Here is a 24,141-nt window from a genome sequence, read left to right as displayed (position 1 = left end):
TTCGACGGGAGCGGGCGGGTGGGGTCTGCGTGGAGAGATAACGGTTTTGTGTTTCTTGTGCGGGGTGGGGTGGGCAGTTGTGGTTCGGCTTTGTGGACGGATCGCGGAGGGGTGGGCGGGGTGGCAGTTCAGGAGGTTCAGCAGGCTCCCGGGGGTGCGCCGGGGCTGGGCCACGTGATTCGGTTGATGCGTGATCCCCTCGCCTTCCTGGCATCCCAGCGGGAAGGGCCGGCGGTGGTGCGGCTGCAGCTCGCGGGGCGCCAGGTGTATCTGGTCAACGGCGGCGAGGCGGCTCGTGAGGTGCTGGTGTCGCAGGTGTTCGATAAGGGCGGTCCGTTCATGGACACGGCGCGGGTCTTGGTCGGCAATGGTGTGATCACGTGCAGCAATGCGGATCACCGGCGTCAGCAGCCGGTGATGCGGCCCGCGTTCAGCCGGGTGCAGGTGGCCGGCTACGCCCCGGTGATGAGCGAGTGCGTCACGGAGACGGTCGGCCGGTGGTGTGAGGGTGAGCGGCTGGATGTGGAGGCGGGCATGTACGGGCTGGCGGCCCGGGTGGTGGCGCGGACGCTGATCGCGGCCCCGGCCGGCCGCCGGGCGGCCGATGTCATGGCTGCGGCGCTGCCGGTGCTGTTGGAGGGCATGTTCCGGCGGATGCTGGTGCCCTGGCCGCTGCTGCACCGTCTCCCGCTGCCGGCCAATCGCCGTTTCCAGCGGGCGCAGGCGCGTCTGGAGGGGGCGGTTGGTGAGGTGATCGGGCAGTACCGGGGCGGGCAGGCGCCGGGGGACGATCTGCTGTCCCTGGTCATGGCCGGCGACGATGACGGGCGTCGGCTTGACGACAGCGAGGTGCGTGATCAGGTTCTGTCGGTGCTGGCGGCGGGAGTGGAAACCACGGCTTCGCTGCTCGCCTGGACTCTGCATGCCTTGGCCGGACATCCGGATGTGGAGGGCCGGCTGTGGGCGGAGCTGGATCGCGAGCTCGCCGGGCGGTCTCCCGCTTACAGCGACGTTCCGCGCCTGACCTATACCCGGCAGGTCCTCTTCGAGGTGCTGCGGCTGTGGCCGCCCACGTGGATGCTCTCCCGCATCACCCTCGACAAGACAGTGGTCGCCGGTTTCAGGATTCCCGCGGGCGCGGATGTGATCGTCTCCCCCTACGCCCTCCAGCGCGATCCGGCCGTCTTCGACAATCCTGAGGTCTTCGATCCGGACCGGTGGCTGCCCGAACGCCTCACCGCGGCGCAGCGGCAGGCGTTCACCGCTTTCGGCGGCGGGCGCCGCAAGTGCCTGGGCGAGCAGTACGGCATGACCGAGGCCGTACTGGCGCTGGCCACGATCAGCAGCACCTGGCAGCTGCGCAACACTGACGCCGTGCCGCTGCGGCCGCTGCCCCGCTTCCTCCTCACCCCCAAAGCCGGCCCCCTCGTCCTCACCCGCCGCACAGCCTTATCCCACGCGGGAGACCAGCGGTGACCGCCGTCGGCCCCACCAAAGACGACGCCGGCTGTGTCCCCCGGCCGGCGTCCGGGCCCGGTATACCGGGCCCGAGTGAGGACTACCCGCGGTTCCGGATGCCGCTCTTCTCCCGGTTCATGCCCGCCAGGCGCCGTCGCGGCCTCGAAGCTCTGGAGCGACGCTGCGCGGCCCGCCTCGCCGAACTGCTCGCCGACGCCTACGACAGCCCAGAAGAGCTGGAGACGTTCCTGGAACATCGCACCAGCCTGTGGAACCTGCTCACCTACGCCGACGCCCGCGAGGACCGCATCGAGCTGGTCTGCGCGTGGATCGATGTCCTGTTCGCCATCGACGACGTCCTCGCCCACGCCCCGGCGTCACGGATCCGGCAGCTGGGCATCTACGACCTGCCGGCCGTCATCGACGGTGAGACGCCAGCAACGGCTACCGCCTTCACCCGCGCCTTTCAGCGGCTACGCGAGCAGAGCCTGCCGCTGGCGCCCCCACGAGTGTGGCAGCGCTACGCACGGACCCTGCACGAGTTCCTGGATGCCTGCCACGCCGAGCGGAATCTCATCGACAGCCGCGCCGTACTGGACCTGACCACCTACGAAAGCCACCGCCACCGCTCCATCGGGGAGTGCTGCTTCCCGCTCCTCGAATTCGCCCTCGACACCGACCTCACCGACCGGCTGGAACGACTGCCGGAACTACGGCGCCTGAACATGCTGGTCGCCCGCCACTGGATCGGCGTCAACGACGTCTTCTCCTACCGCAAGGAGCTCTACAGCGGCGACACCATGAACGAAATCCACCTCGCGCTCACTGACAACGGCGGCGACCTCCAAGCCGCCGTCGACCGCATCGCCGCCACCGTCCACCAAGTGGAAACCGAATTCGACGAGACCACCGCCAAGCTCCGCGCCACCCCGGACGGCAAAGACACCGGTCTCCTCACCTACCTCGACGCGCTGGAAGCGATGATCGCCGGAAACCTCGAGTGGTCCTACCTCACCCCCCGCTACAACGGCCCCGGCCACACCTGGACCGGCCACTGGGAAGCCACCGTCATCCTCACTCCCCACCGCACCCTCTACCTGCCGCACACCCACACCACGCCCAGGACACCAGTGGCCACCGACCACCACTGAGCCCGCCGCGCGCGCTGGCGTACAGCGGTCAGCCGCGACGGAACAGGTCTCCACCCCCTGCCCGATGCCTGCCCCTCGACCCGGACCCTTCACCGCCCGGAACTCCCGGCCCTCCTGGAGCCACTGCCGCTCAAGGGCGTCATAGATCGGCGAATCCGAAACCCGCCCGCCGCCCACCCCAGCGGCGGCGATACTCCTCGGTGCTGGAACGGTTCTCTGGTCCATAAGCAGCCCAACGACCCCACACCGGACGGGTGGCGGGCTTGGCTTAACCCACCCGCCACCAGCAAGACCGCCACGGGGGCGGCGACCACGCCTCCCCATGAGCGGCAACGGCCGGAGCTCAGGATCCGAAGACACGCAGCACCCGGGGTGCGTCGGGCAGCTCCTCAGGCACGGCGGAAACGCCAGTCAGCGGCATCAGGTGCACGTTGGCGCAGTCGCCGGGCTGCTGATGGTCGATCTCCCAGTCCCAGCCGGCCGGAAGGGCGAGAGAACTGGTGGCGTAGAGCGGCTGGCGACAGGAGCGACACCAGTAGAACGACCGCCCATCACGCCACGCCCACTCGCGCCGGCTCGGGACCCCGGCAAGGGCCGCGGGCGGCAGACCAGGGCCGGACAGGTGGACGTGTGCCGCACGACGGGGGTCCTCGAGCAAACGGAATCTGTCATTCACATCGGCTGAAACGATCCGCCAGTCTCCACGTCACCTCTCCGAGACGAAACCGACCTGCCGGCCGGGCCGCCCGACCCGGCCACCCCCACGAAGCGGACCACGGCCGCCAGGCACTGACGGGAGCATGCTGGTCGGGCACTCGCCCATCGTTGCGCGCAGTGTGGTGTGCAGGCGGGTGCGCAGGTGTATGAGGGCGTGGAAGTCCGCGATCTGCGTGAACCGCGTGAGCAGGCGGTCGATCAGGAGGTCGTCGCCGGCACCCACCGCCCCTACCGATCGCCTCGACTGTCTCCCGCACCGCGGAAGACAGCCCCGCAGGACCCGCCGCGCCCTCACCGGCAACAGGCCGGGCCTGAGCGGACAGCAGCCTCACCTCGTCACGCACGGGACCGGTTCCACGAGTCGGCAGGGCACATCGTGGGCTCGGCGTACGCGCTGTGTGGTCATGGCTCGATTCTGCGCTTCCCCGAGGTCAGCCAAACGGCGGCCCGGTGCCATACCAGTGGGCCTGCGCGTCGCGGGGCAAGCAGTTCGTCGGCTCGGGCGGACCCGGGCTCAGGCGCCGTCAGGGCCGGTGACCGAGGGAGAGGGCCTACTCGCAGACAACCCCGTCACGGTCGAGGTGGGCTCCATAGCCCGGGTCTCCACGGCAGATCGGAGCTGCGCCGACCTCCCCGACAGCGTGCAGTTCCGGTAGAAAGCGCTGCCCCTCCCCCTGTGCTCGACCTACCGCCAGAGGCGGATCCCCCGCCCGTCCCGGCATCGCCAGACGTCCGCGCATTGCCCTCATCAGAGGCCGCAGAGCGCGGCCGGCTCGGCGGATCCTGGGGTACTGGTGGCGGGTGCAGGGCATGCGGGACGACGGGGCGCTGCTTCTGGACGGCGCGGGCGCCCCGGTCGTGCTGCCGGAGCTCGTCCCCGCGCGGCGGGCTGCGACGGCCCGATCACGGGCCCGGCGCGGATCGGCATCAACCCCTTGCTGCCGGTGGGCACAGCAGTGCGGGCCGCGGGGGCCGCAGTCAGGGTCTGGTGACCCTGGCCGTATACCGGGTCTGGACGTGTGCGAGGAAGGCGAGGGTGTGCTGGGCCAGCGGCCGCTGCTCCCTTTCGTCGATGACGAGGACCGTCAGGTAGTGGTCGCGGCTGCCCCCGTACGGCGTCGACGGCCGCGTCCAGGCGTCGGCGCACGGACCGGATCCGGGACCGGCAGACGCCGCCCCGGTCGATGAAGGTGTCCGCGCTGATCTCCGCCACGAGGTCGGGCTTAACAAGGGTGGTGCCGGGGACATCGCGCGCTCCCTCATATCGGGAGAAGGTCGTGCCCGAAAATTTCACCCCTGTCAGCTGTCCTGGGCCAGGATCAGATCAGCCATGTGATGCGGGCAGGCCCGGTCGTGCCACGTCACGGTCAAGGACTCACCCTCTGCGCACAGAGTCCGTACTCCGCCGGTAACCGCAGTGGCCCGGCACCAGCCGCACACGAGGGTCTTCAGCGGAAACAAGTCCGCCAAAAGGCGGGCGCGCGTCGCAGGTTCCATCGTTGTGCTCCCGAGGGCCGGCACCGGCGAGACATCCGGAGTTCAGAAGAGCGCTTACCCCGCCGATGATTCCAGCACCCGCCAGACCTCAGGCCAAAACGGCGAAAACCCCAGGAACATTGCTCGCCCGGCACCTCGATGCCCAGCCAGAGCTGCTTCTCCCTACCAGGAGGACTGGGACTGCCCATGGCCCCTGCACTGGCAGCGGCACTACCGGGTCCTGGCGGACCTGGTCGACGCCGACCGAGTCCTGCCCCCACATCGCGCCGGGCGTCGTCTTCGACGGCGACGACGTCGGCAGGTGGCCCAGCAGCAGAAGCAGCCGACCAACTGGGTGCGGCTGTTGCCCGAGCAGCAGGAACGGCTGACCGCGCTGGGCGTACAGCCCGACCAGGCGACCTCACCCGCCCCCGCGGCGGGGCGAAAGGGCCGAGCAAGGCGCAGCAGGCGTTCCAGCGGGGCCTGGCAGCCCTCACGCAGTGGGTGTGGAGCGGGAAGGCACCCACCGGCCGGTCCCCCGCGCCCATGGCGAAGAGATCGCGGTCGAGGGCGAGGCCGAGCCGGTCGTCGTGAAGCTGGGCGTATGGATCTCCAACACCAAAACCCGCCGCAACAAACTCAACCAGGAGCAGCTACACGCACTGCGGAAGCTGGGCGTGGACTGGGCATGACAGGCTGCCGCGCCCAGTGAGTGTTGAGCGGATCCCACGGACTACTGAGTCCGTGGGATCCGTCGCTGCGGCCGTTGCATTCCTGCTGTGGCAAGTCAGGGGGTACGGAATGCGAGAACGACGTTGTGGCCGCCGAAGCCGAAGGAGTTGCTGAGCGCCACGTTGACGCGCTGTTCCGCGGCGGCCTTGGTGACGAGGTTGAGGTCACAGCCCAGGTCGGGGTTTTCGAGGTTGGCCGTCGGCGGGATGAGCGAGTTTTGGATGCTCAGGATGGTCAGGGCGGCTTCAACAGCGCCGGTGGCGCCCAGGGAGTGGCCAAGCACTCCCTTGGTGGAGGTGACGAACGGGCCGTGGGGCAGGACGGTGCTGATCGTGTCGGCTTCGACGGTGTCGTTGAGGAGGGTTGAGGTGCCGTGGGCATTGACGTAATCGACGTCGTGCGGGGTGAGGCCAGCGTCGGCCAGGGCCAGGCGCATGGCGTGCTTGGCGCCGCGGCCCTCGGGATGGGGGGCGGTGGGGTGATATGCGTCGGTGGTGGAGCCGCAGCCGGCCAGCAGTGCCCGGGGCCGGTGGCCGCGGGCGGTGGCGTCGCGGGCGCGTTCCAGAACGAGGACTGCTGCTGCTTCGCCCAGGACGAAGCCGTCCCGGCTCCGGTCGAAGGGGCGGGAGGCGGCGGCGGGGTCGTCACAGCGGGTGGAGAGGGCGCCGAGCTGCGCCAAACCTGTGGCGATCAGGGGCGTATTGCAGGATTCTGTGCCGCCGGCGAGGACGATGTCGCATTCGCCGGTGGTGAGCAGGTCGCGGGCCAGCGCCAGGGCCGTGGCGCCGGAGGCACAGGCTGTCGCCGTCATCAGGCTCGGGCCGTGGGCCTGGCAGGCGAGGGCAACTTCGCCTGCCACGGCGCTGGGCCCGATCATAGTGATCATCAGCGGTGATACCTGGCGAGGGCCGCGGTCACGCATCTGGTGAGTCTGGTTCTCCCAGGTCTGGGAGGCGCCCAGGGCCAGACCGGTGACGACACCGACGCGTGTGCTGTCCCATGTCGCAGGGCTGAGCGCCGCATCATGCAGTGCTTCCTTCGCGGCGGCGATGACGAGCTGGGTGGAGCGGTCCAGGCGGCGGGCAGTGCGGCGCCCCACTGACGCCCCGGCGTCGAAGGAGGGGACGGAGCAGCAGAAGTCGACGGGCAGACCCGCGAGCTGGCTGGCGGTGGCGGCGGTCGCTTCGCCGTCGCAGACCCCGCGCCAGGTGGCTTCCACACCGATGCCGGCGGGTGTGAGCATGCCCAGGCCGGTGACGGCGATTTCGGGCCGGGTCATCGGGCACCCCACAGCGCTACGAGGTGCGGTCCGACACCGGTGGCGGGCTGGAACGAGCCGGTCATGGTGGATTCCTTCGCTAGGAGACAGATGGGGGCAGCCGCCCGGGGGTTCACAAGTCGCACGGCGCGGGACGGCCAGAGCGGGCTTGCAGTCCAGTGGGTGCTTCGCGGAGTTCCGCGTAGGCGCGGCACGGACCGCAGGCCGGTCCTCCGGTCAGAAGCCGGCAGTCCCGCTTCTATACGGTCTGCTGGGCGGCGGCGTGCGAGAGCTGCTCCGCGGCGTGGCCGAGCGTCATATCCATCACTTCGCCCGTGTTCAGAACACCGGCTTCATCGGAGACGTTGACCATCAGTTCGGCCAGGGACAGCGAGTCCATCTCCAAGTCGCGGAAGGTGGTCTGCGGTGTCGCCTGCTCGGTGTCGAAGCCGAGGTCGTCCAGGATCCTGAGAAGGGTGTCGTACATAGCGTTCTCCATTCTGTTGGTGCTGGTAACAGGCGAAGCGGTGCCGCGAGAGTCGGCTGGGTGAGCCGTCGCGTGCTGCCGCCGTGGCGGCTGTACCCGGCGTCACGAGCTCCGGAGCCCCTTGGGCGGGGCCCCTGGTTTTTCGGCGGAGGCCTGCGTTCTCCGGGGTTGGCGAAGGCGAGTAGTCGCTAGTTCACAGGGGCCGGAACCGCGGCGCTCACTGGCCGGCGTGTCGGTGGCTCCGGCGTCGGAGGGCCGCAGGCTCTACCGCCCTATGCGGTCTGCACACTGCCCGCTACAGGCACGGGGGCCACTTTTCGACAGCCTGCTCATACCGTGCTCTTCACCGCGGGTGAGCCTTCCTTGGGGCTTTGCGTGGTGAGGCTGTGGAGGTGGATGCAGAGCATGTCCACGCTGGGGTGGCGCCTCATCTCCGTGACAGGCAGGGCCAGCCCGTACCGTTGCTCGAGTTCGGAGGTGATCATCACTTCTTCCATCGAGGTGACTCCGAGGGCATCCAAGGGCACGGTGGTATCGATCTCCTGGGTGGGGACCTCCAGAAGAGTGGCCAGGCGGCCGGTCAGCCAGTGGGTGATCTCCAAAAGGGTGTCGGCCTCGTTCACTCAGTCCTGCCCTCGGCGGTTGCGGATCGGGCGGTGTGCTGGGCGAGGTAGTGGTCACGGCAGTCGCCGCGCCGGAGTTTGCCGCTGGTGGTTCGCGGCAGGCTTCCCCGCTTGACCGCAAGGACGTCGTGGGGCCGCACACCGTGGCGTGCGGCCACGGCCGTCTGGACGCGGCGGCGCAGTGAGATGCCGTCGGCGCACTGCGGGCCGGCGGCGAGCTCCACCATGACCACGAGCCGGTCGCCCTCGTGGTCGTCGCCGGGGACGGCGAAGGCAGCCACCGCGCCGGGCACGGCTTCACCGATCGCGTGCCGGACGGTGTCCTCGATGTCGCTGGCGGCGTGGTTCGCGCCGTGCGTGATGATGATGTCCTTGATCCTGCCCAGGACGAACACTTCGCCGTCGTGCAGGAATCCCAGATCGCCGGTGCGGAACCATCCGTCATGGCTGCCGTCGGTGGCCTTGAGAACGCAATCGAACACCTCTGCCGAGCGATGCGGTTGACGCCAGTAGCCGGCTGCCACATTGGCTCCCCGCACCCACAGCTCCCCGGCGAAGCCCGGCGCCTGCTCTACACCGGTCTCCGGGTCCGCCACCCGCACGTCCTGCGCGACCGGCTTGCCGCAGCCGACCACCGTTGTCACTCGCCGCGCCGGCCCGCGCTCGTGAAGGACGCAGATGCGGCCGGTGGCCAGGGCGTCGGCGTCGAGGTCGAGTTCGGTCCACCGCTGCCCGACCCTGTTACAGGCCACCAGCACCGTGGCCTCCGCCAGGCCGTAGCTCGGTTTGACCGTCTCCTGGGCCAGGCCGGATCCGGCGAAGGCCTCGGTGAAGCGCCGCAGCGTGCCCACCCGCACCGGCTCCGCCCCGTTGGTCAGCACCCGGACACAGCTCAGGTCCAGGCCGAGGGCCGCAGGATCGGGCACCTTACGGACACACAAGTCGTAGGCGAAGTTCGGGCCCCCGCTGAAGTGGGCGCGGTGCGCGTCGAGCAGCCGTAGCCACCGCACGGGCCGCTGGATGAAGGCCAGAGGGGACATAAGCGCGACATGCGCGCCGGAGACCATCGGGGCGAGCACACCGATGGAGAGCCCCATGTCGTGGAACATCGGCAGCCAGCTCACGATTGGCGTGCTGGGGGAGAGGCCGCAGCCGTCGATGACCTGCCGGGTGCTTGCCATGAGGTTGGCGTGCGTGATGACGGCGCCGCTGGGTGTGCCGGTGGAACCCGAGGTGTACTGCAGATAGGCCGGCTCCGCCGGCCCTGCCCGCCGCTCGGACCAGTCGCGGGCGAGCCGGGATTCGGCCTCCTCCACCAGCCACACCGGAACCAGCCCGCCGGTCAGAGCCTGGCATTCCGGGGCCTGGGACCCTGTGGTGAGCAGGCATACCGGACCTGCGTCGGCCAGTACCGCCTCCAGTTGCCCTCTGCGCCTGGGGTCCTCCGGCGGGAACAGCGGCACGGCGATCATCCCGGCGTAGAGGCAGGACAAGAACGCCAGCCCGTACGAGATCCCTGGCGGGCACATCACGGCGACGCGACTGCCGTGAGGGAAGCGGGATTCGAGAGCGGCGGCAATCGCTCGCACCCGCAGGTCCACCTCCGCGAAGGTGAGTGTCTCCCATGTGCCTTCAGGGTCCTGGCCATAGCTGACGTAGCTCAGTGCGCGACTTTCGCTCCGGGATACCGCGTGGCCGCTCACCACAGCCGACAGCGGCTCCCAGGGCCTTCCCTCTTTTACCCGGCAGGCACCGTCGCCGAGCAGCGTCGTCGCATCAGGCGGCAAGGCACCGGGTGGGGAGCGGTCGGGCATACCGAGGCTGCCTTTCTGCGGATGGCAGGGGCGGACACGAGGGGCGACGGAGGCGGCTGTCAGGAACGGGGATGGAGAGCCCCGTCCTCACACACCCCCTTTGGAGTGTCGGCGTCTTCCTCCCGCACTCCGACGGAGTGGAGGGTGAAGCGCGGACGCTGCCGGTCCCGAACTGTGAAGGTCCACAGAATGCTGACCGCACCGCTGCGTCTCAGCGCAATCCCGCCGAAGCGAGCTGGGCCATTCGGGTCATTCCTGCCACCGCAGGTGTGAGTTAGGCAGGTGTGAGCTGACGGGTCGTGGCCGGCCAGGCCCATCGCCGCACAAGTGCCGAGGACCCCGCCCGTCACGACCGGCAGGAGTGCTGTCCGGGCAGTAACCAAACCCGCCCGGGCCACGTTCCACCGATGGCATGCCCGTCAGAACCTGGTTGTCGGAGGGTGCCGACGCCTGCGGCCCCTGGCGGGGTCCACCTCAAGGAGCGGAGAGCCGGTGACAATCCACAGCGACTGCGAGCCCGCCGCCAGCAGCGCTCCTGTCATCTGCGTGAGCGGCGCAGACGCGCACCATCCTTCGGGCCACCCCGGTATCCCTCCGCAGCAAATTGCGCAGCCCGTGGACGGAGCGGGGCAGTTCAGTCCCGCACAGGACCGGGGAATGCTGGCATGGGCGCGACAGCGCCCCGATGACGGATACGTGGTCGGGGTCACGCTACGGCTGCGCGGCCCCCGCCCTGCCCCCCACCGCCTCCAGGCCCTCATCACTGTGCGCCTGCCGCAGCTGCCCGTCCTCGCGGAGCATCTGGACGGTCCGCCACTCCAGGAGCAGTGGCGCCGGATCGGCCCCTTCGACGCCGCCGCCCACGTGCACCTCCTGGCCGGTAGGGCCGACCCACGCCGTGGCGCGGAGATCACTGCCAGTCAGCCGCTCAGAGATGATCAGCCGCGATGGGGGTTGTGGCTGCTCGACTCCGACCGGGACGGCGAGTACCTCCTGTCCTACCGTGTCCACCACGCGGCCCAGGACGGAGCGGCCGTTGCTCACACCGTCAGGACACTCCTCGGCACCCGCGCGCCCGCGCTTCCCCCGTTCGTGCAGCCACACGGCCGTGCCCGCCGGACCCGAGGCGGCGTCCCGTCGGCCACCGAGGACAGGCTGCTGGCCACCGCGGACGTTCCCGTGGACGCCATGCGCGCCGTCGTTCAAGCCTCGGGCGCCTCTCTCAACGACACCTACCTCGCCGCCTTGGCAGGAGCCCTGCGGGCTTGGCTGCCGCCGGCCGAATGCGAGCGGCCCGCCCCCATCCGCGTGCCGTTCAACGTCCGTCTGCGCCACGAGCGCCAGGACAGAGGCAACCGGATGGGACACATGCGGCTCCTGCTGCCGGTGGACGAGAAGAGCGCGCTCCGGCGCTTGGCGCGTGTGACGGAGCAGACCCGGTTCTGGCCACGGGACCAGATCCGCCGCATCCTGGACCGGGCGTCCCACTCCATGCTGTGGAAGCACATCGAGCCCTCCCTCACGCCGGGAGACGCCCTGGCCAGCGCGACCCTGCTCGGGATCCCCACACCCCTGGCCTTCGACGGGGCGCCCGTCACCGGCGGCATCGCCATGCCCCCGCTCGCCGGCGGCCACGTTTTCTCCAGCGTCCTGTTCGTGTACGGCACCCGCGCCACCGTCTCCTTCACCGCCCGCAGGGAGCGCCAGGATGTACGCGCACTGCCTCACCTGTGGAAGCACGCGCTGGCCGAACTCGCCGGCGCCACCCAACCCTGAAGGCCCGAACAGGAACGCCCCCTGCACGCGCGCCCCCGCCGCCCCGAAGCAAGCTGGAGATCCCGTGGTGTCCCCCCGCCCTACCGTTGTCCTGACCGGTTCGACCGGAGTGATCGGGACCAGTCTCCTCCCGGCGCTCACCGCCCGTTACGACGTCACTGCGCTCATCCACCACCGCAGGCCCCGCGGCGCCACCACCTGCCTGCAGGCCGACCTCACCCGGGAAGGTCTGGGCCTGGACCAGCGGCAGTACCGCAATCTCGCCGCGGCCGTTGACGTCATCGTCCACTGCGCTGCCCTCACCGCCTTCGCCCCGCCCGACTTGACGGCGTTCGACGACGTCAACGCCGAAGGCACCCGGCGGATTCTGCAACTCGCCGCCGACGCGCAGGCACCGGTGGTGCTGCTCTCCTCCGCCGCGGCCGCTGTCGAGGTAGCAGGTGACGACCTCGCCGCCCGTTCGATGCGCGCTTACAGCCACTCCAAGCGCCGCGCCGAGGAACTCGCGGCCCGAAGCCGTCAGCCCGTCGCGATCGTCCGCCCCGCCCTGCTGTTCGCCGACCGCCACGCCGCTGCGGCACCGCGCCATCAGTTCCCCCACGCCCTGTTCGACCTGCTGCTGCGCGGCCGGCGAGGCGGCTTGCCCGTCAACCCCGACCACTGGTGCGACATCCTGCCCATGGAAATGCTCGTCGACTACGTGAGCGCCCTGGTCGAAGCCCAGCTGCACGGTGATGCCGCCGTACCCGGAATCCACTGGGTGACAGCCGGTCCGGCACGGCTGACGGCAGCGGATGTCGCGCAAGCCTGCACCGACCTGTTGAAGGAAGCCGGCCGCTCCCTCCCGGGCCCGCTGCTTGCCCCGCCCGCCACCAACCGCCGCCGCACCCACGGCATGGGCCGCATGGCGCAACTGGGATTCCAGCCGCCCACCCAACCACCCCTGCCCTGCGACGTGCGCCGCCTGCTCCCCACACAACTCACCAGGGCGGCCTCGCTGGAAGCCCTCGCACACAACGTCCGGCGCTGCGCCCCCTGGAATGCGTGAGCGATTCCATCAGCCGGCCAACTCGGAGTACGCGGCACATGCCGGGGATCAGAGTGCCTGCCCCGCGCGCATGCCAACGTGCCATCAAGCCGAGGAGGCGGCCGACTGAGAACAAGCAGCGCAGCCGCCTCCCACCAGGCCTCGCCTGGACATCCTCTCCATGAAGGGCCTTACGAGGCGTCACGCACCAGTTCGCGGGAGGCCGGCTGCGGCCGGCCCCGATGCCGCAGTACGACCAGCAGCGCCTTCGCCACCGCGGCGGGATTCATCAATTGCACGGGTCCAATCAGCCGTGCGGCGAAACGGTGCAAGTGCCGGGCGATATCCGCATCCCGAGCTGCCGCTGAGAACATCAGCCGCTCGAACAAGTTGAAAGGGCGCCCCTTCGCATAGTCCGCGATCATGAACTGGTGCGCGCGCAGCCCTCGCCGGTGCCGACGACGGTACGCCTTGAGAGCGCGGTCCAGGTCCCCTTGACCCGCCACCGCCGGGCCCACCGCCTCGGCCAGCCACTGGGCCGATTGCAGCGCCCAGCCACACCCGACGCCCCACACCGGGTCACTGGTCGTCGCCGCGTCACCGATCAGCGCGAGCCCCCGCCCCGCCGGCCGGCGAGAGTACAGGGGGTAGTGGGTCGTGCCGGTGATCTTCGTGACGCGTTGCGCGGCATCGATGGGGAGCTCGCCGGGCAGCTCCCGGAGGAAGGTCATGAAACTGTTCTCCAGATCGGCGCGGAACGCCGGGAGCTTCTTCCTGTCCGGGCTGACCCCCATGACCGTCACCCCGTCGTCCGTGGGCAATGCATACGCCACATCCGGCTCGAGGAACCAGGTCTGGCTCAGACCGTCCGGGGTGGGCAGATCACGGAAGTGGGCGAAATAGCTGAACCGCGCATTGGCATGAACACGGGCAGGCGCCCCGGCGTATTTGGCGACCTCGGAGTTGTTCCCGTCAGCACCCACCACCAGGGGAGCCCGCACCTCGTGCTCCCCGTCAGCCGTCCTCACGCGGACACCCACCGTGCAGCCGCCCTCGCTCAGCAGCCCGATCACCGTATGCCCGAGCAGCAGGTCGACACCTGACGTGGCGGCCGCGTGGTCCCGCAGCAGCCGGTCCAGGACGCTTCGCCGGACGTTGTACGCGTAAGGAAGCGGCTCCCCCCCCAGCCCCGGCTTGGGCTCAGCCCATCCCCAGCGGGTGTACCAGCGGCCGTAAGCGCGCACCGCTCCGGCAGCTTCCAGAGCCGAGATCAGACCAAGCTCCTCAAGCACCGGGCGAGCGGAGGACTGGAGATAGTGAGTGCACAGCACCTTGTACGAGCCGTGCTCCTTGCGGCGCTCCAGCAGAGCGACCCGAGCCCCCTGGCGGGCCAGCAGCATCGCCGCCGCGCACCCCGCGATGCTTGCCCCGCTGATCACCACGTCATATCCCACAGTGCTGCGCATACGTCAATCGCCTCCCAGTCGTGTACCCCTGTAACGGTTCCGGAGCCCACCTGGTGCTGCGCAACCTGAAGCGCCGTGCCAACAAGGACACGGCGGCCGAGAAACTGCCGCGCGCAGACCGTGAGGCCCGCACCTCAGGCCCACGCAAAGACGGCTTCTCTGATCCTGATCACTGCGCCCGCCCGGGAGCCACCATGGCCGTATCACCCGTCTTTGCAGCCAGACAGTGACCGGCCTCAGCGAGCAAAACGATCACGGGCGAAGCGAGGCCCGCGGGGCACGGCTTGAAGGACAGGCTGTTCCATACGAGTGATCATGGACTGCTGCGGCGTTTCCCAGGCAAGTGCCGCTCGTTACCGGCGGCGTGAAGATCTTCAATTCCAAGAAGCGTGTGGCCGCCCTCGCTCTCACCGCCGCAGCCCTGGTCAGCATCACGGCCGTCCAGGCCGGCGCCATCGCTGCCGACCTTCCCGTTCGGGGGAAGGGCACCGTCTGCCTGACCCCCGAGGCGGCGCGCGCTTTGGTCACTCAGGGTCTGACCTTTGAAGCCATCGCCCCTGCGACCGGCGATGGCAGCTGCGTCACGTTTCCCGGTTCCGGCTCCCTGTCCCCGAACCTCACCGGTGGAGAGATCCCCCTCGAAGGCGGGATGCGCTTCACCGCCCGCGGACACCAACTTGACCTGACCAAGGTCCACATCCACATCCGTCTCGGCGAGGGTTACACCAGCGTTGACGCCGCCGCGGACGGCGGACCGGCCAAGAACATCGAACTGTTCCGCTACCCCGTCTCGCTCAACCGAGTCACCTTCACACCGACCACGGTCGACACCAAGGACATCCCGCTGAGCCTCACGGCCCCCGGTGCCGCAGCCTTCACCGAAGCATTCGCCGCCACGCCCGTGGCCGCCGGCGAGACGCTTGTCACCTTCGACGGGCACGCGGAGATCACCAATCCGTTCGGTGGCCTGCCCAGGCGGTAGCCAGCCCCCTCCGGCTGCACTGCCGCCATCTCTCGCGCACAGCTGGCGGCCCCTGCTCCCATCGCTAACCCAGGCCCGGCACACCAGGCTCACTCGCGCCTTCTGACCGTCGGACCAACGTGGGGCCGCCCCTACCCAGTGCCAGCTCCTGACTTCAGGCATCTGGTCGGCCTGTCATCTGGACCCCCGCCACCTTGCGCGCAGTTGGCAGCGACTCCGCGCCGGCCCTGCCCCAGGAAAGGAATCCCACCACACTTGAACGGACGCCGGGGAATGACGCTGGTGCACAAAGTGATGGCGATGGAGACCCCGAACAGGGTCCTGCCACCGCTGATGCCCTCCATTGACCGCTCCTTCCACCGCATTACCCGTGGCAGGAGTCTCTTTTTCACGCTGCCCGACCCGAAAAGCGGTCTCATCCTGACGACCACTGGTGCCCAAAGCGGTCAACCCAGACGCACCCCCCTGCTGTGTCTCGCCGAGGTACAGGGCACGTGGCTTGTCGTCGGGAGCAACTTCGGCAAGCCCAGACACCCGGGATGGACCGCCAACCTACGGCAGCAACCCCGGGCAGCGATCAACTGGCGGGGCCAGGACATCCCCGTGCTCGCAACCGAACTATCGCAGCAAGAGAAGGACGCCAAATGGTCTGCGATCGTGGCCTTCTGGCCACCATACGAAGCATGTAGAAGGCGTACCGCACGAGAGATCCGCGTCTTTCGACTTTCCAGGCGACTGCCATGACATCCCCGTACCCGTCCTTGCGATCGCCTTCGGCGGGCCGGTACTACTGCGGTCCCGTCACGGCTCACTGATCCAGCCCTTTCCTGACATCGTCCTGGCAGCGGGAGCCCGTTCACCAGCACCCCCGCCATCCAGAGCGGCGAGATCCCCGGCCTCTTCTGCATCCACTCGAACTTCACCCGCCCCGAAGCCCCATACGGACGCTTCAACTGCGTCCACCACCATGTCCCCGCGCTACCCGGTCCGACGCGCCCCGGCGCGGGAGCCGCAGACATGACAGGGCTGCGCCCCGCCGAGCACCGCGTCGGCCAGCCCCGCCGCGGGACGGGTCGGCCGGGCGACGCCCGGCCACCGACGATGGGCCCTGCCCCCTACCCGGGCACGGTGTGCGCGCGGCCCTGGCAAGTGTCGGACGGTGGCGGGGCTCGATCGGCCCAGCATGAGCCGGCCTCGCCCCGCCTCCCGTGCCAGGCTCGATGCGGATCAACCACCCCCACACCATGGAGACACCCTCAGAGGTGTAAGGACGAGATGCAGGCCAAGGCAAAGCTGCAGGGCAAGCAGGATGAAACCTCCCAGCGCGGCCAGAGCGAGCAGGAACGCCTGAGGCAGCACGCCGACGAGCAGCGCCAGCAGGGCCAGGAGTCCTTCGACGACATCCAGGACGAGACGGACGACCGCCGCTAGACCCCCTGGCAGCAACCCGGGCCCGCATCCCCGCGCAGTGGGAGGCGGGCCCACGCCATCTGGGGTGAGCAGCTCGGGACGGGCCTGCTCCACCACCCGCAGGCGCTGAGCGGTCACGGTGGTTACCGGCCGGCTGCGGCTCCGCGTGGCCGAGGCTCGCAGGTCAGGCGCAGCCGGCCGGGCCCGAGACTCATCCTCGGTCTCGGTGAGAGGGCCGAGAGGGAGCGCAGCCGCCAGTTGGCGGTGATGGTCGCGATGGTGAGGCAGGCTTGCGCCATCGCGAACTGGTCGCCGATGCATTTGCGGTTGCCCGCGCCGAAGGGGATCATCGCGCCCCGGGGCAGGGCCTCGTTCTGTTGGGGCAGCCAGCGGTCCGGATCGAACCGGTCGGGTTCCGGGAACAGGGCCGGGTCGTGGTGGAGGAGGTAGGGGCTGCACAGGACATCGGCGCCCGCAGGCAGATGTCGCCCCGCCAGTTTTGTGCCGGTGGTGGTGACCCGGGAGACGATCCAGCCCGGCGGGAACAGCCGGAGAGTCTCCAGCACGATGCGGCGGGTGTAGTCCAGCACGGGGAGCGCGTCCGGTGTCAGGGCCCGGCCGCCTGCGACCGTGCTCACCTCCTCTTGGAGGCGCGCCTCGACCTCCGGGTGCGTGCTGATCAGCGAAAACGCGGAGGCGAGCGTGTCGGCGGTCGTGTCGGTTCCGGCGAACATGATCGTGACAAGGTGGTCGTGGACGTCGCGTTCGCTCAGCGGATCGCCGCCGTCGGTCCGCGCTTCGAGCAGAGCCGACAGGAGGCCGCCCGGCCCGTCCGGAGCGCGGCGATGTTCTGTCATGGCGTTCGCCGCGACGTGGCGCAGGCATTGCTGCGCCTTGGTGAAGCGGCGGTTGGCCGGTGTGGGCAGGCGGAACCAGAGCGTGGAGGGGATCACCATCCGCCAGTAGACGCCGTCGAAGGCGACGGGCAGCGAACGCGCCAGGAGCCTTTGATCGTCCTCGCTGAGTGCGAGCAGGGCGCGGTTGAGGACCTGGATGGTGAGCGCCTGGAATTCCCGCCGGGCGTCGATGATCTGCCCGGGCCGCCAGGATTGTGCCATGGCCGCGGTTTCCTGCGTCATGACAGTGGCGTAGGCCTTGATGTGGGCCGGGTGGAACAGGGGCTGGAGCAGACGCCGTTGTCGGCGGTGGTCCTGCCATGAGGAGGTTCCCAGGCCGTTGCCGAGCAGCAGGCGTGCCTTGTCGTAGAAGGGGCCGCCCTTGTCGAAGGTCCGCGGGTCCAGCAGGATCTCCCGGGTCACTGCGGGGTCGCAGGCCACGAAGACGGTGCGCGGGCCGAGGCGGATGCTGACCAGATCTCCGTGGGCGGGAAGTGAGGCGAGGAAGGCCAGTGGGTCCCGCAGGAACTTCAGGGCGTGTCCCACGCCGGGCAGGGCGCCGGGAGCCGTCACGGCGGTGGTGTTCACAGTGTCACCTCGTTGATCGGCGGAAGCGCCGGGCCGGCGGCGAAGACCGTACGGTCGGGATGCAGGGTGACGGTGCCTGAGCGGACACCGTTCCAGCGGTGGTTTTCACCGTGGTACCGCGCGGCGATGTAGTTCCAGTGCTGGTTGCCGCCCACCAGGTGGCACAGAGCGTCGAGGTAGGCGCCTACCGCGGGCTGGTCGCAGGTGTTGTGGAGGTGGTCGCAGGTGGCCAGCAGCCGGTGCTCGGCGTGGTCGATCGCCGCGCACAGGTGGTTGACCGTGCGTTGCAGGGACCAGCCGTGGTGATGGTGGTAGCAGGCGATGAGATTCAGATCGTCGTGCTGGTAGCTCTCCTTGCGGAAGGAGAACAGGTCGTTGGTCAGGGCGATGTGCTCCAGCGCGTACTGCGTGGCCGGAGCGACGTCCGCGAGCGAAGCAGCGGGCAGGCACAGTCCCAGACCTGCTTCGATCAGCACCAGGTAGAACTCGATCGCCAGTGTCTGCGTGCGGCGGCGCAGCAGCTGCGCGGGCGGCGGAACCTGGCCAAGGGCACGGTCGCTGTTCTCGGAGCCGGCATGGTCGAGATACAGCTTCAGGGCCTGTTGGAGGCGATGGAACAGGACGGGATCCAGGGACCGGCGTGTCCGGCCCCACAGATCACCCCATGCGTCCTCCAGCCCGCCGCCAGCGGGAAAGGGATGGCTGCCGTCGACACCGGAGGCTGCCGTCGACGCGGACGTGTCGGCGGCGTCAGAGGAGATCAATGCGTCATCGACGAGGAACAGGACGTACGTCCACTCGACGATCAACGCCGCCATCTCCACATCCACCGTGGGAGCGACGTAACAGCCCCACAGGCCGCTCTGCTGACGGATATAGGAATCCAGGTCCCCGGCGTCTTCAAACGCCTGCGCCAGGAACCGGCGCGCCCACTGCGCGCTCACATACTCCAGCGTCGGAAGGTCCGGATGCACCCTGGCCGGCGCCCGCGTCGAAAGCACCGGCAGCACGAAAGACTCACCATCACCGAACTGCACAGCCACTCCCCACGTCGATGCGCCGCAGCATTCCGCCCCGTGTTCTCACTCCACGGGCAGGGCGGGAGCGGAGTATCAGCCGGCACCGGGCGCACGCGGCCAGCAGACCGTCCACCCTCAACGCCACGGCCCCCCGCACAGCCCGCACGCCGGGCGGCCCCAGCCCGATTGTCACGGTGACAGGGCTGAGAGGTCCCACGCACAACGGGTCCCGGCCGACAGAAACCACCCCGGCCGGAACCTGCGACATCCGCCCCGTGGTCACACCTTCGCGGACAGCGCCGACCACGACCGGCTGCCCTGTGACTGAGCACGCTACCTGGCCACAGCGGCCAAGTAGCGCGCTCGGTTGGCACTGCACCTGTCCTACAGGTACTTCATCTCGAACGTTGCCGCGCCGTCGATCGGCACCTCGTTTGTGAGGGCCAGGGACCGAGCTCCCTTGGTGACATCGGCGACGGCGGGGGTGGCGGAGGCCACCAGAGCGAACGCGCGGGCCAGCTGTTCCAGTGCCGTGGACGCCTGCCCGGGGAACTTCTCCGCAACGAGCTGGGCCTCCCGGCCGATGGCCTCCAACAGACTGTCCCGCGCGCTGACAGTGGCAGCCGGCTGCGTCACCTGAATCACTGAGGGAATCTGCTGCACCCCTTCAGCTGCGATGACGACGGGTTCTGCTTCGTTGCTGGTCACAGGCATATCCCTTGCATGCGTTCGATCGTGGCCCGACTCCTCGACCGGGCCCACGCCCCAAGAAAAGCGGTACGACCACCGAGAGCAAAAGGGCCAAATCTAGCCGCTACGGCCGAGAGATGACCGTCGGCGCTCGCTGTACCTTGCCGTGGCGCGGCGGCGTGCAGGCTGTCCGGCACCCGGAAACCGGCGAGCAGTGAGCGCAGCAATGCGGGCCGCCGCCCCGGGAAAGGTGGCGGCCCGCACTGCTGCGCCGGTCGGTGGGACGTGGACCCGGCAGGGGGCAGGTCAGACGGTGGGCGAGACCGTGTAGTCAGCGCCAAGTCGGCCGGCACTTGGGGGCCGGCCCGCGGCTGATGGTCTCCCTGGGCGTTGCCGGCCTCGGCAGCGTTCTCGCCCACCAGGTCCGGGCGGACAGGACCGCGTCCAGGACGTCACGGCCCGCGGAAGCGAACCGCACCCCTCGGGCCGGCGGCCGCCAGGTGCTCCGCGCACATGGCCAACCTCCGGCGCAAGGGCGTCAAGAACGGGCTGGGGAAGGACGAGGACACCGCCACGACCCGGGCCGCGCAGCTCGCCGCGATCGACAAGGACTGGAACTGCCCCTGGCCCCTGGACTGGCAGCGGCAGTCTCGCGTGCTCGCGGACCTGGTCGACGCCGACGGGCAGCTGCCCGACATCGCCCCGGGCGTGCTGCTGGACGGCGACGACATCGGACGGTGGCTCCAGCAGCAGAAGCAGCCGGCCACCTGGGCGCGGCTGCTGCCCGAGCAGCAGGCACGGCTGACCGCGCTGGGCGTGCAGCCCGACGAGGCGCCCGCGCCCGTCCCTGCGGACAGCCGCGGGGCAAAGGGGCCGAGCAAAGCGCAGCAGGCGTTCCAGCGGGGCCTGGCAGCCCTCCGCACAGTGGGTAGAGCGGGAAGGCGCCCACCGGCCCGTCCCCAGGGCCCACGGGGAGGAGATCACGGTCGAGGGCGAGGCGGAGCCGATCGTCGTGAAGCTGGGTGTGTGGGTCTCCAACACCAAGAGCCGACCCGACAAGCTCACCGCCGAACAACTCGCCGCACTCGCGAAGCTGGCGTCGACTGGGCGTGACAGGCTGCCCGGCTCGTCGTTGAGCGGGAGGTCAGCGAAGTGGAGGCCCCGGGGCGTCGTGCCCCCCGGGGCCTTCGTCTTGCCTCCTGACACCGGACGGCAGTGCAACGCGTACTGCAACGCGAGCGCCCAGACCGCCCGTTGCCCGGTGTTCGCGCAGGTCAGAGGTGCAACGTGCGGACGTGTTGCAACGTCGGTGTTGCACCGCCGAGCGTGTGCGTTGCAGTCGCTGGGCAATTCGGCTGCCGGGGGAACGCCCTCCTACGCCACCAGCTGTTGGATAGCGTCCCACCATGTACATGCAGATCGATCCTCTTGAGGCGTGGGAAAGGCTGCGGGCCAGTCGTTCCAGCCGGCCGGGTAGAGCGAGCGGTGGGCGCGGGGCTGGGGGGTGGGTCACGGCCCATTGCGCCCGCAGAACCTCGGCCCAGTCGCTGGCTTCCGGACCCGGCTCCTGGGGATTTCGGCCGCTCTACTGGCTCTGGCGTCGGATGGCCTCGCTGCGGACCCGCTTGAGTGCGGTGTTCGCTGCTCGTGCGAACTGTCTGATGAGGATTCGCGCGAAGGGCCGCAGCAGCGGTGGGAAGTCGGCTCCCATGCGGTAGGTGATGCGGCAGTTCTCCCCGTCCAGGGGCTCGATCTGAAACCGATCGACCAGCTTTGAGAGGATTCCCGGCCGGAAGCTGGTGCCAGTGAACGCCCATAATGTGGGTTCCTCCCACGCGATGAACCTTTCCTCGACCTTCGCGACGTGGAGGAAGGTAAGGGTTCTGGTGGAGCCGACGCCCTCCTCCGGTGTGGAGGTCGGTTCCACCGATGTGACGCCGGTGCCGACCCAATCCACCCAGCGGCGGTGGTCTTTCAGTACGTCGAACACGGCCCTCGCCGAAGTGGGGCACGTGATCGACGCGTCTGCCCGAAACGGAGCAGACTCCGCGAACGACAGGTCCTGAGGTTCTAGTTTCGCCATCGAAGGTTCTCCTGTTGACGGTGACGACACTGCGGCGCCGGTGATCATCTGTGCTGGCCAGACGGCACGACGGTATGCGGGGAGGCCGGGGCGGTCGTTCCGGGCACTGTTGAGGATCCGGGCGGGATCGGCGATATCTGGGCGGGCAATGCTCGGTGCTGCCCCCGTCGGCCGAGAACGTCCTGTCCAGCCACGGGTGACCGTCGGGCGTGCGCGGACGGGGTTCAGCGGAGCCGTCGGTTGGCCCGCACGGATGTGGGTGGGGGGCTGAGGGTGAGGTGAACGCGGGGGGTGGGGTGGGCGGGCGGTGGGTCGAGGTGCCATCGGTCGGTGATGGTTGCCAGGGTGAGGGTGGCTTGGGAAAAGCCGAAGTCGTTGCCGATGCACTGCCGGCCGCCGGCGGCGAAGGGAATGAACCCGTCGCGGGCACGCTGGGGGGTGCGGGGGTCAAGCCACCGGTCGGGGTTGAAGAGGGCGGGTTCTTCGTAGAGGTCGGAGCGATGGTGGAGGAGGTAGGGGCTGTAAAGGACGGTTGATCCGGCGGGCACGGTGTGCCCGGGGACCAGGTCGCTGTCGTGACGCACGATCCGGCTCGATACCCAGGCCGGCGGATACATGCGCAGGGTTTCGTTGATGACGCGTGTGGTGACCTGCAGGTGTGACAAGTCCTCCCAGGTGGCGGCGCGGCCGTCCAGGACCTCGCGGGTCTCGGCGGCTACCTCGTTTTGGATGTGGGGGTTCTGGGCGAGCATCAGGCAGGCCCAGGCGATGAGGTTGGCGGTAGTTTCCACTCCGGCCAGCAGGAGACCCAGGATCTCGTTGTAGGCCTCGTCGTCGGTGAGGCCGCCGTCTGTCTCGTTGCGTTCTTCGAGGATGTGCGCGAGGAGGTCGCTGCCGTCCGCACCGCGATCACGGTAGGTGGTGATGATCTTCTGCACGGTCGTCCGCAGGTGCCGCCGGGCGTGCTCGTACCGGCTGTTCCGCTTGGTCGGCAGTCTGAGCAGGGGGGCGGGTGAGACGACCTGCCGGTAGGCGTCGGCGAAGACCGTGGTGACCGACTGTTTCATTTCTGCGATCTCTGCGGTGGTGAGCGTTTCCCCGAAGAACGTCTCGGCGGCCACGCTCGCGGTGATCGAGGATGCCTCGTGCAGCGGGGTGATGGGCTGGTCGTTCTGCCAGTTGTTCGTGATGCGGTCGATGTGGCGGCTCATGACCGCGGCGTACTGGCGCAGGTGCCGGCGGTCGAAGGCCGGCTGGACGATCCGGCGCCGTCTGCGGTGCTCGACGTGGGGGCACATGAGGATGCCAGTGCCGCCGAACGTGCTGGCCTTGTCGATGATCCGGCCGCCCTTGTCATAAGTGCGGTCGTCCTGCAGGACCCGGTAGGCGACCTCGGGGTGGCACGCCACGTAAGCCCGCCAGGTGCCCACTCGGATGAGGACGAGGTCTCCGTGGGCGGCCAGGCCGGTCAGGAAGCCGAGCGGGTCCTTCAGAGCGGCGAGGCCGTGGCCGATACCGGGGAGGGCGCCGGGGGCATCGGCGAAGCGCAGCCGGGGCCATGGCGGGGTGGGGGCGGGGGTGGTGTTCATGCGTCCCAGTCCGCGTGGTGGCGTTCTGCCTTGGGTGGCAGCTGGTCGTAGCGGGCGGAGACGAGGTGGAATTCGAGGTTGCCGCGGATCCATCCGCGCATCCCCTCGACCATGTGGTCGACGCATTCGCGCTGTGTGCCGTTCAGGTTCAGGTCGGCGCAGAACTCGGGCACGGAACGCTCGAGGAAGAGGAAGTAGCGCATGCGCTGGTCCGCCAGTTTCACGACGTAGGCGCTCGCCTCCTGGCGGCTGAGGCCCCAGTGGTGCTCGATGAGGAGGACGGCGTTGAGGTGGTCGCCCCAGGAGGCGTCCCGATCGCAGCCGTAGACGTCGTTGACGAGGCTGACGTGCTCGGTGGTCGCGCGGCGCATGGCGTGGAAGCCGCTGGCTATGACGATGTCTTCGCTGATCTGGCAGCGGTGGGGGATGTCGTCGTGGCAGATGAACGGCGGGGCCGCGGAGGACCACTCCCGGTTGTCGAGGTAGTGCTCCAGCGTCGGCCAGAAGCCGTCGCGCCGGTATCCGGCATCCCGCAGGTAGGTGTCGAACCAGCGGCTCAGCCGGTCGGCTGTACGGCGTGTCCACACCTGGCCCATGCCGCAGGCTTCGGTGCGGCGCCACAGGTCGGCGAGGGAGGCGGCCAATGGGTGCGGGGTGTCCCGGAGCCGGCCGGGATGGGCGGGGTCGAGAACGTCGTCGAGTTCGGCGACGGTGGTGCGGATGAGTTCGGGGTCCCGTACCTCCAGGACGTCGTCGGCCAGGGCCGCCCACACGCCCCAGTCGTTGAGGAGATCCAGGTCCTCGCCGGTGGCGGATGACCAGACCGCCCCCTGCCACAGGTCGAGCCGGTGGGTGTCCATGACAGCCCGGGCCTCGGCCGTGGGGACCAGACCCACCCG

At 69.4% G+C, this 24,141-nt stretch carries 21 protein-coding genes and 1 pseudogene; 9 read left to right on the top strand and 13 right to left on the bottom strand.

Annotated elements, in window-relative coordinates:
• Positions 1-120 precede the first annotated feature (120 nt).
• Together ACFY0O_RS25930 and ACFY0O_RS25925 are read left to right on the top strand one after the other, a co-directional pair.
• Entirely contained in the window at positions 121-1,476 is a 1,356-nt protein-coding gene (locus ACFY0O_RS25930) for a cytochrome P450 (protein ID WP_388950609.1), read from the top strand.
• Positions 1,477-1,595: 119 nt separating this feature from the next.
• Positions 1,596-2,609, top strand: a complete 1,014-nt coding sequence (locus ACFY0O_RS25925) for a hypothetical protein (protein ID WP_388950606.1) — start codon at positions 1,596-1,598, stop codon at positions 2,607-2,609.
• Positions 2,610-3,877: 1,268 nt separating this feature from the next.
• Here ACFY0O_RS25925 and ACFY0O_RS25920 read toward each other — a convergent pair.
• The gene (locus tag ACFY0O_RS25920; protein WP_388950641.1) at positions 3,878-4,048 is read right to left on the bottom strand and encodes an excalibur calcium-binding domain-containing protein; all 171 of its coding nucleotides are present in this window, start codon (positions 4,046-4,048) and stop codon (positions 3,878-3,880) included.
• Positions 4,049-5,308: 1,260 nt separating this feature from the next.
• On the opposite strand from ACFY0O_RS25920, the gene ACFY0O_RS25915 reads away from it, so the two are divergent.
• Positions 5,309-5,494, top strand: coding sequence for a hypothetical protein (locus ACFY0O_RS25915; RefSeq protein ID WP_388950604.1), 186 nt, complete (start codon positions 5,309-5,311; stop codon positions 5,492-5,494).
• A 95-nt stretch (positions 5,495-5,589) separates the two neighbouring features.
• Here ACFY0O_RS25915 and ACFY0O_RS25910 read toward each other — a convergent pair whose 3' ends face one another.
• From ACFY0O_RS25910 to ACFY0O_RS25890, 5 genes are all read right to left on the bottom strand, one after another.
• Positions 5,590-6,813 (bottom strand): beta-ketoacyl-[acyl-carrier-protein] synthase family protein, encoded by a 1,224-nt coding sequence (locus tag ACFY0O_RS25910; protein ID WP_388950601.1) that lies wholly within the window; start codon positions 6,811-6,813, stop codon positions 5,590-5,592.
• A gap of 238 nt (positions 6,814-7,051) precedes the next feature.
• The gene (locus tag ACFY0O_RS25905) at positions 7,052-7,279 is read right to left on the bottom strand and encodes an acyl carrier protein (RefSeq protein WP_388950598.1); all 228 of its coding nucleotides are present in this window, start codon (positions 7,277-7,279) and stop codon (positions 7,052-7,054) included.
• A gap of 329 nt (positions 7,280-7,608) precedes the next feature.
• Positions 7,609-7,902, bottom strand: coding sequence for an acyl carrier protein (locus tag ACFY0O_RS25900; protein ID WP_388950596.1), 294 nt, complete (start codon positions 7,900-7,902; stop codon positions 7,609-7,611).
• On the bottom strand, positions 7,899-9,716 hold the full coding sequence (locus ACFY0O_RS25895) for a fatty acyl-AMP ligase (protein WP_388950593.1): 1,818 nt from the start codon (positions 9,714-9,716) through the stop codon (positions 7,899-7,901). Before ACFY0O_RS25895 ends, ACFY0O_RS25900 begins: the two co-directional genes overlap by 4 nt.
• Before the next feature lie 711 nt (positions 9,717-10,427).
• Entirely contained in the window at positions 10,428-10,760 is a 333-nt protein-coding gene (locus ACFY0O_RS25890) for a hypothetical protein (protein ID WP_388950591.1), read from the bottom strand.
• 144 nt (positions 10,761-10,904) lie between these two features.
• Between ACFY0O_RS25890 and ACFY0O_RS25885 the strand changes: the two genes are divergently transcribed.
• Together ACFY0O_RS25885 and ACFY0O_RS25880 are read left to right on the top strand one after the other, a co-directional pair.
• The gene (locus ACFY0O_RS25885; RefSeq protein ID WP_388950588.1) at positions 10,905-11,492 is read left to right on the top strand and encodes a hypothetical protein; all 588 of its coding nucleotides are present in this window, start codon (positions 10,905-10,907) and stop codon (positions 11,490-11,492) included.
• Complete coding sequence (locus ACFY0O_RS25880; RefSeq protein WP_388950585.1) at positions 11,425-12,540, top strand: SDR family oxidoreductase; 1,116 nt, start codon at positions 11,425-11,427, stop codon at positions 12,538-12,540. The genes ACFY0O_RS25885 and ACFY0O_RS25880 overlap by 68 nt, the downstream gene beginning before the upstream one ends.
• Positions 12,541-12,710: 170 nt before the next feature.
• Here ACFY0O_RS25880 and ACFY0O_RS25875 read toward each other — a convergent pair whose 3' ends face one another.
• Positions 12,711-13,985, bottom strand: coding sequence for an NAD(P)/FAD-dependent oxidoreductase (locus ACFY0O_RS25875; RefSeq protein WP_388950582.1), 1,275 nt, complete (start codon positions 13,983-13,985; stop codon positions 12,711-12,713).
• 364 nt (positions 13,986-14,349) lie between these two features.
• Between ACFY0O_RS25875 and ACFY0O_RS25870 the strand changes: the two genes are divergently transcribed.
• The 3 genes from ACFY0O_RS25870 (at position 14,350) to ACFY0O_RS25860 (ending at position 16,398) form a co-directional block, all read left to right on the top strand.
• Positions 14,350-14,967, top strand: coding sequence for an HtaA domain-containing protein (locus tag ACFY0O_RS25870; RefSeq protein ID WP_388950580.1), 618 nt, complete (start codon positions 14,350-14,352; stop codon positions 14,965-14,967).
• A gap of 273 nt (positions 14,968-15,240) precedes the next feature.
• Complete coding sequence (locus ACFY0O_RS25865) at positions 15,241-15,711, top strand: nitroreductase/quinone reductase family protein (protein ID WP_388950577.1); 471 nt, start codon at positions 15,241-15,243, stop codon at positions 15,709-15,711.
• A 531-nt stretch (positions 15,712-16,242) separates the two neighbouring features.
• Entirely contained in the window at positions 16,243-16,398 is a 156-nt protein-coding gene (locus ACFY0O_RS25860; RefSeq protein WP_388950576.1) for a hypothetical protein, read from the top strand.
• A 122-nt stretch (positions 16,399-16,520) separates the two neighbouring features.
• Here the strand turns inward: ACFY0O_RS25860 and ACFY0O_RS25855 are convergent, their stop codons facing one another.
• The 3 genes from ACFY0O_RS25855 to ACFY0O_RS25845 all read right to left on the bottom strand — a co-directional run bounded on the left by ACFY0O_RS25855 (position 16,521) and on the right by ACFY0O_RS25845 (position 19,588).
• Positions 16,521-17,861 (bottom strand): cytochrome P450, encoded by a 1,341-nt coding sequence (locus ACFY0O_RS25855; RefSeq protein WP_388950574.1) that lies wholly within the window; start codon positions 17,859-17,861, stop codon positions 16,521-16,523.
• Positions 17,858-18,898 (bottom strand): terpene synthase family protein, encoded by a 1,041-nt coding sequence (locus ACFY0O_RS25850; protein WP_388950571.1) that lies wholly within the window; start codon positions 18,896-18,898, stop codon positions 17,858-17,860. The genes ACFY0O_RS25855 and ACFY0O_RS25850 overlap by 4 nt, the downstream gene beginning before the upstream one ends.
• A gap of 366 nt (positions 18,899-19,264) precedes the next feature.
• Positions 19,265-19,588 (bottom strand): hypothetical protein, encoded by a 324-nt coding sequence (locus ACFY0O_RS25845; protein ID WP_388950569.1) that lies wholly within the window; start codon positions 19,586-19,588, stop codon positions 19,265-19,267.
• 492 nt (positions 19,589-20,080) lie between these two features.
• Between ACFY0O_RS25845 and ACFY0O_RS25840 the strand changes: the two are divergent.
• A pseudogene (locus ACFY0O_RS25840) lies at positions 20,081-20,683 on the top strand (helicase associated domain-containing protein); the annotation flags it as partial.
• Positions 20,684-21,155: 472 nt separating this feature from the next.
• Here the strand turns inward: ACFY0O_RS25840 and ACFY0O_RS25835 are convergent.
• From ACFY0O_RS25835 to ACFY0O_RS25825, 3 genes are all read right to left on the bottom strand, one after another.
• On the bottom strand, positions 21,156-21,653 hold the full coding sequence (locus ACFY0O_RS25835; RefSeq protein WP_388950567.1) for an SRPBCC family protein: 498 nt from the start codon (positions 21,651-21,653) through the stop codon (positions 21,156-21,158).
• Between the two features lie 224 nt (positions 21,654-21,877).
• Entirely contained in the window at positions 21,878-23,242 is a 1,365-nt protein-coding gene (locus tag ACFY0O_RS25830) for a cytochrome P450 (RefSeq protein ID WP_388950565.1), read from the bottom strand.
• Positions 23,239-24,138, bottom strand: coding sequence for a terpene synthase family protein (locus ACFY0O_RS25825; RefSeq protein WP_388950562.1), 900 nt, complete (start codon positions 24,136-24,138; stop codon positions 23,239-23,241). Before ACFY0O_RS25825 ends, ACFY0O_RS25830 begins: the two co-directional genes overlap by 4 nt.
• Positions 24,139-24,141: the final 3 nt, after the last annotated feature.

The organism is Streptomyces sp. NPDC001594, assembly GCF_042893675.1.
Lineage (GTDB): Bacteria > Actinomycetota > Actinomycetes > Streptomycetales > Streptomycetaceae > Streptomyces.
This window is presented reverse-complemented; position numbering and strand designations above follow the sequence as displayed.